At 62.9% G+C, this 15,841-nt stretch carries 20 protein-coding genes; 10 read left to right on the forward strand and 10 right to left on the reverse strand.

What is annotated here, in order from left to right:
* The first annotated feature begins 6 nt into the window (after positions 1-6).
* Positions 7-411 carry a GFA family protein gene (locus NKI01_RS12245; RefSeq protein ID WP_352484328.1) on the forward strand — a complete coding sequence of 135 codons (405 nt, stop codon included), beginning with the start codon at positions 7-9 and terminating at the stop codon, positions 409-411.
* Positions 412-454: 43 nt separating this feature from the next.
* On the opposite strand, the gene NKI01_RS12250 is transcribed toward NKI01_RS12245, so the two are convergent.
* Entirely contained in the window at positions 455-1,717 is a 1,263-nt protein-coding gene (locus NKI01_RS12250) for a DNA recombination protein RmuC (protein WP_023718188.1), read from the reverse strand.
* Between the two features lie 103 nt (positions 1,718-1,820).
* Here NKI01_RS12250 and def point away from each other — a divergent pair, with 103 nt between their 5' ends.
* From def to truA, 4 genes are read left to right on the forward strand one after another with little or no spacing between them, the layout of a single operon-like run.
* Positions 1,821-2,351, forward strand: a complete 531-nt coding sequence (gene def / locus NKI01_RS12255) for a peptide deformylase (protein WP_023718189.1) — start codon at positions 1,821-1,823, stop codon at positions 2,349-2,351.
* A gap of 16 nt (positions 2,352-2,367) precedes the next feature.
* Positions 2,368-3,297 carry a methionyl-tRNA formyltransferase gene (gene fmt, locus NKI01_RS12260; RefSeq protein WP_352548109.1) on the forward strand — a complete coding sequence of 310 codons (930 nt, stop codon included), beginning with the start codon at positions 2,368-2,370 and terminating at the stop codon, positions 3,295-3,297.
* Positions 3,294-3,803: a GNAT family N-acetyltransferase gene (locus NKI01_RS12265; RefSeq protein WP_292662840.1), complete on the forward strand. Its 510-nt coding sequence runs from the start codon at positions 3,294-3,296 to the stop codon at positions 3,801-3,803. Before fmt ends, NKI01_RS12265 begins: the two co-directional genes overlap by 4 nt.
* An 18-nt stretch (positions 3,804-3,821) precedes the next feature.
* Positions 3,822-4,577, forward strand: coding sequence for a tRNA pseudouridine(38-40) synthase TruA (truA, locus tag NKI01_RS12270; protein ID WP_023718192.1), 756 nt, complete (start codon positions 3,822-3,824; stop codon positions 4,575-4,577).
* Here the strand turns inward: truA and NKI01_RS12275 are convergent.
* Both NKI01_RS12275 and dapE read right to left on the reverse strand, forming a co-directional pair.
* Positions 4,559-5,167 (reverse strand): hypothetical protein, encoded by a 609-nt coding sequence (locus NKI01_RS12275; RefSeq protein ID WP_023718193.1) that lies wholly within the window; start codon positions 5,165-5,167, stop codon positions 4,559-4,561. The genes truA and NKI01_RS12275 overlap by 19 nt on opposite strands.
* A gap of 2 nt (positions 5,168-5,169) precedes the next feature.
* On the reverse strand, positions 5,170-6,369 hold the full coding sequence (gene dapE / locus NKI01_RS12280) for a succinyl-diaminopimelate desuccinylase (protein ID WP_023718194.1): 1,200 nt from the start codon (positions 6,367-6,369) through the stop codon (positions 5,170-5,172).
* A 129-nt stretch (positions 6,370-6,498) separates the two neighbouring features.
* On the opposite strand from dapE, the gene NKI01_RS12285 reads away from it, so the two are divergent.
* Positions 6,499-7,530 carry a 2-dehydropantoate 2-reductase gene (locus NKI01_RS12285; protein WP_352495035.1) on the forward strand — a complete coding sequence of 344 codons (1,032 nt, stop codon included), beginning with the start codon at positions 6,499-6,501 and terminating at the stop codon, positions 7,528-7,530.
* On the opposite strand, the gene NKI01_RS12290 is transcribed toward NKI01_RS12285, so the two are convergent.
* The 4 genes from NKI01_RS12290 to dapD form a co-directional block, all read right to left on the reverse strand.
* Positions 7,520-8,620 carry a GGDEF domain-containing protein gene (locus NKI01_RS12290; protein ID WP_023718195.1) on the reverse strand — a complete coding sequence of 367 codons (1,101 nt, stop codon included), beginning with the start codon at positions 8,618-8,620 and terminating at the stop codon, positions 7,520-7,522. The two genes, NKI01_RS12285 and NKI01_RS12290, sit on opposite strands and share 11 nt — an antisense overlap.
* 233 nt (positions 8,621-8,853) lie before the next feature.
* Positions 8,854-9,642: a hypothetical protein gene (locus NKI01_RS12295; protein WP_352484325.1), complete on the reverse strand. Its 789-nt coding sequence runs from the start codon at positions 9,640-9,642 to the stop codon at positions 8,854-8,856.
* Positions 9,643-9,663: 21 nt separating this feature from the next.
* Positions 9,664-10,035, reverse strand: a complete 372-nt coding sequence (locus NKI01_RS12300) for a DUF805 domain-containing protein (RefSeq protein WP_031193743.1) — start codon at positions 10,033-10,035, stop codon at positions 9,664-9,666.
* 24 nt (positions 10,036-10,059) lie between these two features.
* Positions 10,060-10,914: a 2,3,4,5-tetrahydropyridine-2,6-dicarboxylate N-succinyltransferase gene (dapD, locus tag NKI01_RS12305; protein WP_352484324.1), complete on the reverse strand. Its 855-nt coding sequence runs from the start codon at positions 10,912-10,914 to the stop codon at positions 10,060-10,062.
* Positions 10,915-11,059: 145 nt separating this feature from the next.
* Here dapD and NKI01_RS12310 point away from each other — a divergent pair, with 145 nt between their 5' ends.
* Complete coding sequence (locus NKI01_RS12310) at positions 11,060-11,899, forward strand: LOG family protein (protein WP_023718198.1); 840 nt, start codon at positions 11,060-11,062, stop codon at positions 11,897-11,899.
* Positions 11,900-11,933: 34 nt separating this feature from the next.
* On the opposite strand, the gene NKI01_RS12315 is transcribed toward NKI01_RS12310, so the two are convergent.
* Complete coding sequence (locus NKI01_RS12315) at positions 11,934-12,641, reverse strand: pyrimidine 5'-nucleotidase (RefSeq protein ID WP_023677476.1); 708 nt, start codon at positions 12,639-12,641, stop codon at positions 11,934-11,936.
* A gap of 161 nt (positions 12,642-12,802) precedes the next feature.
* Here NKI01_RS12315 and NKI01_RS12320 point away from each other — a divergent pair, with 161 nt between their 5' ends.
* Positions 12,803-13,564, forward strand: a complete 762-nt coding sequence (locus NKI01_RS12320) for a GGDEF domain-containing protein (RefSeq protein ID WP_352716554.1) — start codon at positions 12,803-12,805, stop codon at positions 13,562-13,564.
* A 70-nt stretch (positions 13,565-13,634) separates the two neighbouring features.
* On the opposite strand, the gene NKI01_RS12325 is transcribed toward NKI01_RS12320, so the two are convergent.
* Positions 13,635-13,883 carry a hypothetical protein gene (locus NKI01_RS12325; protein ID WP_352548089.1) on the reverse strand — a complete coding sequence of 83 codons (249 nt, stop codon included), beginning with the start codon at positions 13,881-13,883 and terminating at the stop codon, positions 13,635-13,637.
* 12 nt (positions 13,884-13,895) lie between these two features.
* Between NKI01_RS12325 and NKI01_RS12330 the strand changes: the two genes are divergently transcribed.
* Positions 13,896-14,396 (forward strand): MarR family winged helix-turn-helix transcriptional regulator, encoded by a 501-nt coding sequence (locus tag NKI01_RS12330; protein ID WP_352548091.1) that lies wholly within the window; start codon positions 13,896-13,898, stop codon positions 14,394-14,396.
* Here the strand turns inward: NKI01_RS12330 and phhA are convergent.
* Positions 14,391-15,224 (reverse strand): phenylalanine 4-monooxygenase, encoded by an 834-nt coding sequence (gene phhA, locus NKI01_RS12335; protein WP_352548092.1) that lies wholly within the window; start codon positions 15,222-15,224, stop codon positions 14,391-14,393. The genes NKI01_RS12330 and phhA overlap by 6 nt on opposite strands.
* Before the next feature lie 140 nt (positions 15,225-15,364).
* Here phhA and NKI01_RS12340 point away from each other — a divergent pair, with 140 nt between their 5' ends.
* Positions 15,365-15,841 carry an Lrp/AsnC family transcriptional regulator gene (locus tag NKI01_RS12340; RefSeq protein WP_023718203.1) on the forward strand — a complete coding sequence of 159 codons (477 nt, stop codon included), beginning with the start codon at positions 15,365-15,367 and terminating at the stop codon, positions 15,839-15,841.

Genomic DNA, 15,841 nt, shown 5'->3' on the forward strand with positions numbered 1-15,841 from the left:
ACGAAGATGAAAATCGACGGCGGGTGTCATTGCGGCGCCATTACTTACGAGGCCGAGGTCGATCCGGAAAAGACCACCATTTGTCACTGCATCGATTGTCAGAAGCTAACCGGAACGGCCTTTCGCGTCACCGTGCCGGCGTCCGAGGACAATTACACGATCACCAAGGGCGCGCCGAAAATCTACATCAAGACCGGTTCGAGTGGTGCCAAGCGCGCTCAGGCATTTTGCGGTGAGTGCGGCTCGCATCTCTACGCCACGTCGGCGGGCGCGGGACCGAAGGTTTACGGCATCAGGGTCGGCACGGCATGGCAGCGCGATCAACTGGTGCCGAGAAAGCAGATCTGGCATCGCTCGGCGCTGCATTGGCTGCCGGAATTCGAAGGCACAACCATCATCGAGGAGCAGTAGCGCCAGACCGGGCGAAGCCTCGGCTCCGGTTCCGGCGTAGCTCTCAATCGTCGCCTTCGACGACCCTTAGCCTCAGCTGCCCGGTTTTCGAATCGGCAACACGCGCGCTGCTTTCCGCTTTTGCTCCGCTGCCATTCGACCCAGCGGTGTCCTCCGCCGGCTGCACGCCAAACTCCAGCGCCTCGATCTTTTGTCCGCGCCTGGTCACCTTCGATGTCGAGACGAGGATGTCCTCGATATCCTTGGCCGATTGACCGAAATGCGTCTGCAATTTGCGCACCCGCTCGTCGAGCCGAGAGACGTCTTCCATCAGCCGGATGACCTCGCCCTGGATCAGGTGCGCCTGCTCGCGCATACGGGCATCCTTGAGGATCGCCTGGATGACCTGGATCGACAGCATCAAAAGCGATGGCGAGACGATGACGATCCGCGATCGATGCGCCTTTTGGACAACGGCCTCGAAATTCTCGTGGATTTCGGCGAACACCGATTCCGAGGGCACGAACATGAAGGCAGTGTCCTGCGTCTCGCCCTGGATCAGGTATTTTTCGGAAATATCCCGGACATGCACCTCGATGTCGCGGCGGAAAGCCTGAGCGGCGGACTTCTGCAGGTCGGCGCCTTCGGCGGCACGGATGGCATTCCAGGCCTCGAGTGGAAACTTTGCATCGATGGCAAGCGACGGTGCGCCGTTCGGCATCTTCACCAGGCAGTCGGGCCGGCTGCCATTCGACAAGGTCGCCTGGAATTCATAGGCGCCGTGGGGCAATCCGTCGGCGACGATGGCTTCCATACGCGACTGGCCGAAGGCGCCGCGCGTCTGCTTGTTGGAAAGGATCGCCTGCAATTGCACGACCTGGCCGGCCAGCGACTGGATGTTGCCTTGCGCGATATCGATGACCGCCAGCCGCTCCTGCAGCTTGGCGAGGCTCTCATGCGTCGATCTCGTCTGCTCGGTCATGGTCTGGCCGAGGCGGCCGGTCATGGCGTCGAGGCGCTGGCCGATCGACTGGGTCAGTTCGGCCTGACGTGCCCCGAACACTTCGGCGATAGCGCCCATACGGCCCTGCATTTCCGCCTGGCTTGCCAAGATGCCGGCCATCCGCACCTCGGCGTCGCGGGCGTGGTCGGCGGCTTCGGCGGCCGCCATTGCACGCGCCTTGGCCGATCGCCAGAGCGCAATGACGAGCGCCACGAACAGGCCGAGGAACAGCATTGCGCCGAAACCCAGAGCATGGCCGAGCGTGATCGTGGTGGCGCCGAGGCGGGCGACAGGTTCGGACAGGATGGTGGCCAGATCGTTCATGCCGACAGCATAGATGATTCGGTCTGGCGGCACAGATCAAAACGTGAACGACCAGAAGGCGTCCCGGTTGACGCTTTTCCTGCGAGGTCTTAGGTGAGACGCCATGTCGATCAAGCCGCTTATCATCCTCCCCGATCCCGTCCTGCGTCAGGTTTCAAAACCGGTCGAGCGTGTCGACGGTGATTTGCGTAAACTGGCCGGCGACATGCTGGACACCATGTATGACGCGCCCGGCATCGGCCTCGCGGCGATCCAGGTCGGCGAACCCTTGCGCTTGCTGGTGATCGACCTCGCCAAGGAGGACGAGACGCCGGCACCGCACGTCTTCATCAATCCCGAAATCCTCGACAGCTCCGACCAGCGTTCGGTCTACGAGGAAGGCTGCCTGTCGATCCCGGATTACTATGCCGAGGTCGAGCGTCCGGCAGCGGTGCGGGTGAAGTATCTCGATCGCGACGGCAAGCTGCAGGAGATCGAGGCCGAGGGGCTGATGGCGACCTGCCTGCAGCATGAGATCGACCACCTAAACGGCGTGCTGTTCATCGACCACATCTCCAAGCTGAAGCGCGACATGGTGGTCAAGAAATTCAAGAAGCTCGCCAGGGACAAGGCGCCGGGCAAGATGGTGGGATAGGGGTCGACGAATGCCCCTGCGTGTCATCTTCATGGGTACGCCCGAATTCTCCGTGCAGACGCTGCGAGCGATCGCCGGGGCAGGGCATGAATTGGCAGCCGTCTACACCCAGCCGCCGCGCGCCGCAGGCCGGCGCGGGCTCGAGCTGACGCCGTCGCCGGTGCAGCGTGAGGCGGAGCGGCTTGGCATCGAGGTGCGGTCGCCGGTGTCGCTGAAGAGCGAGGCGGAGCAGCAGGCGTTCCGCACCTTGCGCGCCGATGTCGCCGTGGTCGTCGCCTACGGGCTGCTTCTGCCCAAACCTATTCTCGAGGCGCCGCGGCTCGGTTGCCTCAATGGCCACGCATCGCTATTGCCGCGCTGGCGCGGCGCTGCCCCTATCCAGCGCGCCATCATGGCCGGCGATACCGAGACGGGCATGATGGTGATGCGGATGGAGGAAGGCCTCGACACCGGGCCTGTGGCAATGGTTGAAAAATGCGCCATTGGACCCGACATGACGGCCGGCGATCTGCACGACCGGCTGATGATCCTGGGTGCTGCGCTGATGGTGCAAGCGCTCGAACGGCTCGAGCGGAATACGCTGACATTTACCACACAGGCGGAGGTGGGGGTGACCTACGCCAAGAAAATCGATAAATCGGAGACTCGCATAGACTGGCTGCGACCTGCCGGCGACGTGCACAACCAGATTCGCGGCCTGTCGCCCTTTCCCGGTGCATGGTGCGAGGCCGAAATCGGCGGCCGCATGGAACGGCTGAAACTGCTTCGCTCGACGCTCTCGCAAGGCGCCGGCGAACCGGGAGGAATTCTCGATGACCGGCTGACGGTTGCCTGCGGGTCAGGCGCGATCAGGCTGGTCGAAGTTCAACGTGCGGGCGGAAGGCCCATTGCCGCGCAGGAGTTTCTGCGCGGGGCTAAGCTCGAAAAAGGGATGAAATTGTCATGAGCATGATGTCCATACGCGCGGCGACGCCGCGGGACCGCGAGGCGATCCGCCTTGTCGAAGAACACGCATTCGGCCAGCAGGCGGAGGCCGGACTGGTCGACGCGCTGGTCACCGGCGGTGATGCCGTCGTCGAACTGGTGGCGGACGAAGACGGGCAAGTGGTCGGCCATATCCTGTTTTCACGGCTCTTCGTGCAGAATGGCGGCAAGAGCTTCCCGGCAGTCGCGCTGGCGCCGCTGGCAGTCGAGCCGTCGTTCCACGGCACCGGCATCGGCGGTGCCCTGGTCCGCGAGGCTCATATCCGCCTGAAAGCCGCCGGCGAGACGCTCGCTGTGGTGCTCGGCGATCCGGCCTACTATGGCCGCTTCGGCTACAGCCGCGCCCGTGCAGCGAAATTCGAGAGCGACTACCAAGGCGAGGCTTTGCAGGCGCTTGCCTGGGGCGAGGCGCCGGAGACCGGCAGGCTGGTCTACGCCTCGGCCTTCGGCTCAGCCCTCGCCGCCTGATTTCGCCTCGATCCGGGAATGCCGCGTTTTCGCCTCGACATCGAATATGACGGCAGTCTCTTTGCCGGCTGGCAACGCCAGGCCAATCAGCCTTCGGTGCAGCAGGCGATCGAGCAGGCGATCGAGAAGTTCTGCGGCGAGCAGGTCTCTCTGCGCGCCGCCGGCCGCACCGATGCCGGTGTCCATGCGACCGCTCAGGTGGCGCATGTCGATCTGGTCAAGGCATGGCCCGGCGACAAGGTGCGCGACGCCGTCAACGCGCATCTGCAAGCGGCCAAGGCGCACATCGCCATCCTGAAGGCCGCCGTCGTGCCGGATGGCTTCGATGCGCGTTTCTCGGCGATCGGCCGCCACTATCTCTACCGTATCGTCAACCGCCGCGCGCCAGCAGCGCTCGACAAGGGCAAGATCTGGTGGGTACCGAAGCAGCTCGATGCCGCCGCCATGCACGAAGCGGCAAAAGTGCTGCTTGGCCGGCATGATTTCACCACCTTCCGCTCGACCCAGTGCCAAGCCACCAGCCCGGTCCGCACGCTCGACCGGCTGGATGTCAGCCGGGCGGGCGATTTCATCGAAGTCCGCGCTTCGGCGCGGTCATTCCTGCACAACCAGGTGCGCTCGATGGTCGGCTCGCTCAAACGTGTCGGCGAAGGCGGCTGGGCCATTGCCGACCTCAAGGCCGCGCTCGAGGCGCGCGACCGTGCGGCCTGCGGTCAGGTGGCGCCGCCCGACGGGCTGTTTCTAGTCGGCGTCGATTATCCGACGCCTGGCTGATCCGGCACGCTGATACCGAGCAGCGCCTGCAGGCCGAACAGGACGATCAGCGACGCCACGAACATGCCGGCAAAAACAGCGCTGCCGACAGCCGCACCTCTGCCGATGGCAACGTTGGTCATCCGCCAGGTCAATACCATTGACAGCGCGAACAGCAGCAGCGACACCAGCCCGGAGACTTCGTTGGCCGATGTCAGGAAAAGCCGGATCAACGCCGATGGCAGCATCATCCAGGCGATGATCGCCGAGGCCCAGTTGCTGGCGACGACATAATGGACGAAACGGCTGCCGACGCCGACCCGCGGCGCGACCAGGGCCAGGCCGATGAGCGGCAGCACCCAGGCGCCGATATCGACGGTGGCCAGCCGGATCAACATGCTGAAACGGCCGACGAATGCGTCGGGATCGCCGATCTCGTTGGCAATGCCGACCCAGCCGACGATCAATGCCGGCGCCGCGACGACGATGGCAAAAAAGGAGTTCCAGAAACCGTCCGCCGAAAGGTCGAGCAGGCGAAATCCGTCGGCCTTGCCGAGCATCAGCCGCCAGGCGCCGGCAAGCGAAGCATAGGTTTCATCCGCTGAAAGCATCACTAGGATATGTCCTGCGCAAACCAGTCTTCAACGAAGCGCAGATAAATCTGCGTCAGCGTCTCGAGATCGGCAATCGCCACACGTTCGTCGACCATGTGCATGGTCTTGCCGACCAGGCCGAATTCGACCACCGGACAATAATCCTTGATAAAGCGGGCATCGGAGGTGCCGCCGGAGGTGGAGAGCGCCGGCTTCCTGCCGGTCACCGCTTTGACCGAACCGCCAAGCGTCTCGATCAGCCTGTCGTCGCGTGTCAGGAAAACATGGCACGGCCCGTCGCGCCAGACGATCTCGTAGTCGACCGGCGTCTTCTTGCCGGCGCGGTATTTCTTGCGTTTCGCCGCCCGGTCGAGGCGGTTGTGGATCTCGGCCTGGATCGTCTCGGCGGTCCATGTGTCGTTGAAGCGGATATTGAAGGTAGCTGCTGCCTTCGCCGGGATGACGTTGGTGGCGGGATTGCCGACATCGATGGAGGTCACCTCAAGATTCGTCGGCTGGAAATCCCTTGTTCCGTTGTCGAAGACGGGGTGCAGCAAGGCGTCGACCAGCGTCACCAGGCCGCGCACCGGATTGTCGGCTAGCTGCGGATAGGCGGCGTGGCCCTGGCGGCCGTTGACGACGACCGTGCCCGATAGCGAGCCGCGCCGGCCGATCTTGATCATATCGCCAAGCGCGTCGGGATTGGTAGGCTCGCCGACGATCGAGGCATCCCATTTCTCGCCTTTGGCGGCCGCCCATTCGAGCAGCTTCGTCGTGCCGTTGATCGCCGGGCCTTCCTCATCGCCGGTTATCAGCAGCGAGACCGACCCCTTCGGGCCGCCCTTCTGCTCGACATGTCGCGCCACCGCCGCGACGAAACAAGCAATGCCGCCCTTCATGTCGACGGCGCCGCGGCCGAACATCTCGCCATTGGCGATCTCGGCGCCAAAGGGCGGGTGCGTCCAGGCTGCCTCGTCGCCCACCGGCACCACGTCGGTATGGCCGGCAAACATCAGATGCGGGCCATTGCCGGAACGCCGCGCGTAAAGGTTCTCGATGTCCGGTGTGCCGGCTTCGGAAAACACCGGTCGCTCGACCGCAAAGCCGAGCGGCTTCAACATCGCCTCCAGCGCGCGCAGCGCACCGCCTTCGGCGGGCGTCACGGAAGCACAGCGGATGAGTGCAGCGAGATTTCTAACCGGATCGGTAGGCAGCATCATGGGCAAAAGCGATAGTCGAAAGCGCAAGGTCTGTCACGGCCAGACGTGAGGGCCAGCCATGCCGCCGACATTATGGTTTTCATGTCGTATAATTGCGGCAAGGTCTCTCGACCAGAACAGGGCCATCGCATGGTCACGCGTGGCAAGACGATCGTAATCGCCGGTGCCGGCAGTATCGGCTGCTACGCCGGCGGCTGCCTGATACTTGCCGGGCGAAAGGTGTTTCTGCTGGCGCGACCGCGCGTCGAGAAGGCCCTGCAAGAAGCTGGATTGCGCATCACCGACCCTGACGGCCGCGACCGTTCTGTCAAACCGGACGCATTGTCGGTCACCGCCGATCCGGCGGTAGCATTCTCCGATGCCGATGTCATTTTGGTAACGGTCAAGAGCGGCGCGACGCAAGACATGGCCGGGCTGATTGCCGCCCATGCCCGACCGGACGTGGTGATACTCAGCCTGCAGAACGGCGTCGACAATGCCGATAAATTGCGAGCCCATCTCACCGCCCAGCCGGTGCTCGCGGGCATGGTGCCGTTCAACGTGGTCCAATCGCCGGAGGGCGAATTGCCGCTTCGCCTGCACCGCGCCAGCGGCGGCAAAGTGATGATCGAACAGGGCTCGGCGGGCCTTGACGAACTGCTTGATGTCGAGGGGTTTGCCGTCGCGACGCATGGTGACATCGACGCGGTGTTATGGGACAAGCTGCTGCTCAACCTCAACAACGCGCTGGTGGCGCTTTCCGGTCTGCCGCTGGCGGCAGAGCTTGCCGATCGCCGCTGGCGGCTGATCCTGGCCGGTCAGATCGACGAAGCATTGGCGGCAATGACGGCGACAGGCATCGAACCCGCTCGCATCGCCGGCCTGCGTCCCGCACTGCTGCCGAAAGTGCTTCGCCTGCCCGACGGGCTGTTCAAGTTCTTGGCGCGGCGGATGCTTGCCATCGATCCGGCCGCGCGTTCGTCGATGTGGGATGACCTGCGGCGCCGCCGGTCGACGGAGATCGGCGAACTGCAAGGCGCGGTCCTGCGTTTGGCCGAAAAGGCCGGCACGCCGGCGCCTTTGCTGAAGCATGTCACTGCACTGGTGCGCGCGGCCGAGCAGGAGAGGCGCGGATCGCCTTGCTTGCCGCCGGAAGCTGTCGCTGCGACCGTCAGATCGTAGCCCGCACAGGCGCCCAATAACGGCCCTTGCCGGTGCGCTTGGCTTCGTAGAGTGCATGGTCGGAACAGGTGAGCAGGATTTCCGGATCGCCGCCGTCGGCGGGTGCAAAGGCGCTGCCGACGCTCAAGCCGACATGGATGGCGGAACCGACCCCGAGGTCGAAAGGCACCGAGACCTTTTCGATGGCCCGCTTTGCCAGATAGGTGGCCTCGATCTCCGAGGTTGCGGGCAAAAGGATGACGAATTCGTCGCCGCCGATACGGAAGACCACGTCCCCCGGCCGGAAGCCGCGCTTCAATCGTTCGGCCACCTTGCGCAGCAGCACGTCGCCGACCGCATGACCAAAACGGTCGTTGACCTGTTTGAAGCCGTCGAGGTCCATGCTGAGCACGGCAAACGGCTTGCCGCCATTGGCGGCCGGCGCCGCAAGGTCGCGGCACATGTCGCGCAATTTTTCCTGCAGGAAGATGCGGTTTGGCAGGCCGGTCAGCGCGTCCTTGATCGCCAGGTCGCGATTGTCCAGCTCGGCGCGGATCATGCGGGCGTTGATTGCGTGGTTCTGAAGCAGCACGATGATGACGCCGGCCACATAGAACGGCGTTTGAATTCCGACGATCGGCATTCCGGGCGCTGCGGAAAACAATGCACCGACCACGTAAGGCAGGCTTACGGCCAACATGACGAATATGGCGAAGCGCGGGGTGGCCGCATTGCGTGACGACACCACGCCAACGACACCTGCGACATTCAAGGCGGCAAGTACGGAAAGCGCCATATTCCCGCTGGCAACACAGCCATAGCAGCCGAGGCCGAAAACGACCGACCATACACCGCTGGCTGCCATCAGGCCCGCCAGCGGCCCTTTCGAGCCGCGCCTGCGGGCCTGCTCGCATTCCCGCATCAGCAGAACGCGGACGACGAAAAGCATCAGGTCGGCTGCGATCCAGGCGTAGGGCCACCAATCCTTCGTGGCAAGTGCGGCGCTGACCGCAACCACCAGAACGCTGATGGTGCCGAACAAGACTGCGAATTTGCGGTCGAAAGTGGTGTCGAGAAGCCGGGCGCGGACGGCTTCCGGTTCCAATCTCATCGGCGAAGAGAACCAGGCAAACAGGCGAGCGGCGGCGCTCCACGTTTTGCGCGGCTCCTTGGTGGTCAGGGATAGGTCGCTTGCCAGTCGAGCGCTCCGTGCCGGTCGACACAGTTTTCGCCGGCATGCTGGGCCAGGGTGATTAACATTCGCTTAGAGCGTCCGGCGCAAAACCGGGGTTTCGGAACTCCCCGCTCTGCCGCTCTAGCGGATCTGCCGCCGGCTCGCGGGTCTTAGCTTGCCGGCCCCGGTCGTCTGCGGACTGCAGGCCGACGCGGCGGACCCGGCTCGGGATCGGTTTTCTTCGCATGTGCCGGCTGCCCATGAGGGGTTTCGATCAGCGTGATCTTCTGCCAGATCTTTCGCGACAGGTTCGACGCCAGGTTCTCGATGTCATTGACGCCATCGATGACCACGGCGTCATTGACCGACTGGGCAAACAGCGCGGCGATCTTGCCGGTGATCGACAACATTTCGGAGCAATAGTCGAGATAGCGGGCAAGGTCGGCGGCGTTGGTGATGCGGGCTGGCGAATGTGCAGTCGGCTTGAAACTGGCTGAAAGTGCTGCCGGATCCTTGGTCAGCTGGTGCATGTCGATGACGTGGATGAGCGACCGCAGCCCGTGGAGTTGGCGGAACACCCGCTTGCGCTTGATCCGCTCCTCGGAGCGGATCAGGGCCAGGAAGCCCAGCACGGCGAGGATGATCATGTTGAGGGAGGCTTCGATGCCTTGCACCGACTGGAAGGCATCGTGGTTTCCCGAGATGCGGCCGAGCGGCAGGATTGTGCCGACGAACAGGAACATCAGCGCTCCGACGACGAAAGCGGCGATGATGAGGCCGCGCAGCCACCAGATCGGCGCCTCCAGCGCCTTGGCTGCCTTTGCCAGATCGCGCGACAGCGACACGAGCTCGGCGGCGACGCCGCGCAGGCCTGCATCGGGAAAGCGCTCGGCGACGCGCTCTTCCAGCCGTTCGGCGGTTTCGAGGATCAGTTTCGAATCAAGCGAGCGGTAGCGCATGACGAAATGTCCGATTGGCGCTCAGGGTTCGGCCGGTGCGTTGGTGCGCTTGCCGTAGCGGTTGGGGCCTGGGTCACTTTTGAAAAAAGCCAGGATAAAAAGCAGGACGAAGCCGATAATGAGAGAGATCAATGCGTAATAGGCAGGCTTGCCGAAATCATGGAACCGCTTCGCCGTTAGCGCAAAGGTCGACCATGTCGAGACGAACACAGCGATCCATAAGGCGAGCGCCCAATACTGGCTCGCGGCAGTGCCTAACGGCGTTCGCGCGAACTGGTAGAGCAGAAAGAGTTGAACGATGACCGGCAAGAGGCCAGCCAAAACATAAGCGCTCGGATTCACCCGCCCAGAAAGGCTGAAGAAAAGCCATAGGAATTGAGGTTTGTCAGTCAACCCGGTGCATCCGTTCTCGGGAGATCAATCGCGCAGCAATTCGTTGATCGAGGTCTTGGAACGGGTTCTTGCGTCGACCCGCTTGACGATGACGGCGCAGTAGAGGCTGGGGCCGGGCTCGTTGTTTGGAAAAGGCTTGCCCGGCAGTGAGCCGGCGACGACGACGGAATTGGCCGGTACTTCGCCGTAGAAGATCTCGCCGGTGGCGCGGTCGACGATCTTGGTCGATTGGCCGATGAAGACACCCATGCCGAGCACTGAGCCCTCGCGAACAATGCAGCCCTCGACCACTTCGGAACGGGCGCCGATGAAGCAATTGTCCTCGATGATGGTTGGGCCGGCCTGCATCGGCTCCAGCACGCCGCCGATACCGACGCCGCCCGACAGATGCACATTCTTGCCGATCTGGGCACAGGAGCCGACCGACGCCCAGGTGTCGACCATGGTGCCGCTATCGACATAGGCGCCGACATTGACGAAGGACGGCATCAGCACGGCGCCCGGCGCGACATAGGCAGAGCGGCGCACGATCGACGACGGCACGGCGCGGAAGCCGGCCTTCTCGAAATCGACGGCGCTCCAGCCGTCGAACTTCGAAGGCACCTTATCCCACCATACCGCCTGACCGGGACCACCCTTGATGATCTCCATCGGGTTGAGCCGGAAGGACAGCAGCACCGCTTTCTTCAGCCACTGGTTGACGTGCCATTTGCCGTCGGCCTGCCGCTCGGCGACGCGGGCGACGCCCCGGTCGAGCAGGTCGAGCGCCGATTGGATGGCCTCGCGCGTCTCGCCGCGGGTTGCGGTCGAAATGGTGTCGCGTTCCTCGAAGGCGTTCTCGATGATCTTCTCGAGACTCGCGAGATCGGGCTTCGACATGAATTCGCTCCATTACCAAGCTGTTAAGGGCCGGCGCCTTAACCTGTTTGAAAGTCGCGCGGACCCTATGTGAAGGCTTGGGGAGGGTCAATCGCGGCAGCGTCACGGGACGGCGCAAGTGAATGATTGGACGGGTAAAGCAAATATGACTCCCATGGAAAAGGCGGGGTGGACGCCGCTACCGCATTCGGACGAGGATCTGGAGCGGTCGAAAAGCGTGCCGGACACGCCGCAAACGCGCGCGGAGACATATCGGCTGGCCTGGAACGACCCCGATTTCATGACGCGGCGCGAGTTGCGCGCGGTCAGGCTGCAGCTCGAACTGCTGAAACCGGAGATGATCCTGGCCGAGCGCGGCATCCAATCGACCGTCATCCTGTTCGGCGGCGCGCGCATCCCCGAGCCCGGCGGTGAAGCCTGGGCGGCCAAGAACGAGACGCAGAAGAAGAATCTCGAGCAAAACAGCAAATACTATGAGGAGGCGCGCAAATTCGCCCGCCTCTGCTCGCAGCAGTCGGCCACTTCGTACTATCGCGAATTCGTCGTGGTGACCGGCGGCGGGCCTGGCGTCATGGAGGCCGGCAATCGCGGCGCCGACGATGTAGGCGCGCCGTCGATCGGTCTCAACATCGTGCTGCCGCACGAGCAGGCGCCAAACGCCTACGTGACGCCGGAACTCTGCTTTAACTTCCACTATTTCGCGGTCCGCAAGATGCATTTCGTCATGCGTGCCAAGGCCGTTGCGGTGTTTCCCGGCGGCTTCGGTACGATGGACGAGTTCTTCGAGACGCTGACCCTGATCCAGACCGGCCGCATGGAACGGGTGCCGGTCATCCTGTTCGGCAAGGCTTTCTGGGCACGGGCGATCGACCTCGATTTCCTCGCCGAGCAAGGTACGATCACCCCCGGCGACCAGGACATCATCGATTTCGTCGACACCGCCGACGAGGCCTGGGGGATCGTCAGCCGCTTCTATAAGCTCTGATATGCAAGCAAGAATTTGAAGCGCGCCGACTGCCTCAAGCGGGGACTTCGACGATCGCCGTGAGAAAGCCGGCGAGATCGTCGGTGACGAAGTCCACGTCGTCCTCGTTGGCCGGGTCGCGTTCCCAGATTTCCGAGAAGGTCGGCTCGAAATTGCGCGGCACCACCAGCACCGTGGTCATGCCCAGCGATTTCGGCACCGACAGGTTGCGGGCGAGGTCTTCGAACATCACCGCATTTTGCCCGGTGACGGCGTGGAGTTCGGCAAATTTCTCGTAGGATTGTCGCGCCGGCTTGGGGTTCAGCCCGGCTGCGACGATATCGAAAATGTCGTCGAAATGCTCGAGAATGCCCAGCTGCCGCGCGGTGCGTTCGGCATGCCGGCGATCGCCATTGGTGAAGATGAATTTGCGGCCGGGAAGCTGGCGTATGGCGGTGCCGAGGACGGGATCTGGCACCAGCCAGGAATAATCGATGTCGTGGACCTTCTCGAGAAAGTCGTCGGGGTCGATGCCGTGGCGCGTCATCAACCCGTTCAGTGTCGTGCCGTATTCCCGGTAGAGCTCCTTTTGCAGCTTGCGTGCTTCCTCGCGCGGCAGCGTCAGCAATTCTCCGACATAGGCGGTCATCTTCACATCAATCTGAGAGAACAGATTGGAATGGTGCGGATAGAGCGTGTTGTCGAGATCGAACACCCAGTCGGTGACATGGGCAAAGCGGGCGGGGTCGGGAAGCGTCGTCATACCGTCCTTATGGCACGAAACGATCTTTCTAACAGGAGGTTTATCCACAACCTATGCGCGCCCTGGGTGGTGAAAATGGCGCCGTGATTAAAATCTTAAGCATCGCCGAAAGGTGACATTCAGCGCTTGCTGGCACCAAGACGGACCAGTGGGAGCAAGCGATGAATCGCATATTTCTAAAGTCTGCCGCCATCGCTTTCGCCTCCGTCGCCGTCTCACTTTTGCTGACGCTGATCGTCGTGCCGGCAATGGGTTTTCCGATCAATCGCACCATCTGGTTGACGTCCACCGTATGCCCGCTGGCTCTTGCCTGGGGCGCCGGTGCCTATTCGGTCTGGCAGGGCGAAAGGTTGAAGACCGCGCATCGCGAGCTCGCCCGCGCCCATGCCCAGCTCGCCGCCGCCCACAGGCGCTTGGCGGAAAAGGCGAGCCGCGACGACATGACCGGCATGCTCAACCGCGAAAGTTTCTTTGCCGCCCTCGACGGCTCTCGGCGTAAATCCGATCGCGGGGCATTGCTGATCGTCGATGCCGACCATTTCAAGACCATCAACGACAGCTACGGCCATCTGATCGGCGACGAGGCGCTGCTCCTGATCGCAAGTGCGATAGAGCGTGGCGTGCGCAGCGGCGATGTCCTTGGCCGCATCGGCGGTGAGGAATTCTGCGCCTTTCTGATCGGCGCCACCGAACACGAAGCCAGGCGCGTCGCCGAGCGCATCCGCCGTGAAGTAGAGCGTATCCGTTTCCGGCCCGTCGACGAACGAACCGTTCCGCTGACGGTCAGTATCGGCGGGACCACCTGCGGCGAGGACGCCGCAGTGTCGGAGCTAATGCGCGCCGCCGACCAGCGGCTCTACGAGGCCAAGCATCGCGGCCGCAACCTGTCGATCATCGATCGTGACATTTCCGAAGCGGCGTGAGCTCAGCCCTAAGCCTTGTGCTGGAAAAATTCTACCCTATCAGAATTCAACCGCGCCGCGGCCAGTGCTGTCAAAATCCGAAGATGGCGATGCGGAACAGCAGGGCAGCGGCCGCCAGCGCGACCAGTGCAATACCAAGGCCAATGGGAGAACCCCAGCCATACCATTTCATCGCCAGCTTGGCGTATTTGAATTCTTCGGCCGGTGTGAGTGGGCCGCGCGTCTGGTTCTGGTTCCTTGTCCCCTCCTTGCGTGCCGCGACAGGCCGTGCCTTGCGCCCGACGCAGCATATTACTATAATGGCCGTAATGTTAGGCAAATTGATAGTTAGATGATGGAAATAAACTCGTCAAGCATGAATCGGGCCGACATGAAGACGGCCATCAGCCTTGCCATTATGGGCTGGCAAGACGCGACGCAGGCTTATGACGAGGCAGTAGGCGATAGGCTTGAGCTGAGTACGGCGGAACGCCATTGCCTGGCGCTGCTCTATGGCGGCCCGCAATCGGCTGGCGAGGTCGCGGCCGCAACAGGGTTGACGCCGGCCGCAGTCACCGCGCTGATCGACCGGCTGGAGGCGCGCGGCCTGCTGACACGAACGCGCAGCCTCGAGGACAGGCGCAAGGTGGTCATAGAGGCGACGGAACTCACGCGAGAACTATCGGCGCGCTATTATGGTGCGATCGCGCAGGAGGGAGAAAAGGTGATCGCCACATTTAGCGACACCGAGCTGGCCACGATCCTGCGCTTCGTCACCGCGTCGCTCGACCTTCAGCGCGACCAGCTTGCCCGGCTGAAATCCGAGGCCCTGGAAACAGCCGACAGCCTATAGGCTCGCCGGGTCGAGCGCCGGCTCGCCTTTGCGGCGCGCCACGATCGCCGCAAGATCGGCGGTCTCGAAAGCATCACGCAGCACGTCGAACGACGGCAGCACGAAATAGGCACGCTGGAACTTGTCGATCTCGTAGCCGGTGCGCATTACGGTTTCCAGGTCGAAGGCGACATGGTGCGCCTCGCCGCCTTCGACCGCGAACTGAAGCTCGGTGAAGGATGACATCAGCCCGGCGCCGAAAGCCTTCAGCGGCTGGCCCGGCTCGCGTATCAGCCCGTATTCGACGGTGTACCAGTAAAGCCTGGTGATCATCTCGTCGCCGCCGACCGCAATCACGCTGTCGGCCTTCTTGCCATACATCTGCATGAAGTCGGCAAAGACCGGCTGCGTCAGGATCGGCACGTGACCGAAGAAATCGTGGAACATGTCGGGCTCGACAATGTAGTCGAGCTCCTTTTGGGTTCGCAGCCAGTTGGTGACCGGGAAGCGACGGTTGGCGAGGTGGTCGAAGAACGGCTGGGCGGGAATGAGCCCGGGCACGGCGACGATCTCCCAGCCGGTGAGCTTGCGCAGCTTCTCGCTGACCTCACCGAAATCCGGGATCTTGTCGAGAAGGCCGAGCGCCGCAACGCCATCGAGATAGGAATGGTGGGCGAGCTTCCTGGTCAGCTTCGTCTGGCGGTCGCACAGCGTGCGCCACACCGCCTGTTCTTCGTCGTTATAATTGTAGCCCTGCGCCACGGTGAAATCGGCACGGCAGACCGAATAATCGCCGCGAAGGCCTCGCGCCGCGCATTCGCGGGCGTAGTCGGCAACGTTCATCGTCATGGCTTGCTCTCCCTGGAAATCATGATCAGCGGATCGTCGGAAATTCTAGCCGGATGGCGTGAGGCAAATCAGCTTTGATGGTGGCTCAAATGCGGGGTCGGAGGTAAAAGACTCCACGATCGAGCTTTGGGAGAGTGAAAATGCCTCAGTTTGACGAATTCGAGATCAAGATGCTCGACAGCCTGCAGCGCGACGGGCGCAAGCCGGTATCCGAACTGGCGCAGGAGATCGGCCTGTCGACGACACCTTGCGCGCGGCGCTTCGAGGCGCTTCAGCAGGCGGGCATCATCAAGGGCTTCGCCGCGGTGCTCAGCCGTCGCGCCGTTGGGCTGATGGTCGAGGTGTTCATCCAGGTGCGCCTGACCAGCCACAGCGACGGCTCGCCCGAAAGCTTCATCGCCGCCGTCCAGCGGATGGACGAGGTGTCCTCATGCTGGACCATGACCGGCGATCATGATTTCCTGTTGCATGTGATGGTGCCGTCGGTCGATGAGCTCAATGCCTTCGTCATGCACCGGCTGATGCGGCTCGAAGGCGTGCGCGACGTCCACACCCAGCTTGTGCTGCAGAACATCAAGGGGCCGGGCCATGTCCCGCTTGCACATCTCAGACGGTAG

It is taken from the genome of Mesorhizobium sp. M0815 (assembly GCF_040319995.1).
GTDB lineage: Bacteria > Pseudomonadota > Alphaproteobacteria > Rhizobiales > Rhizobiaceae > Mesorhizobium.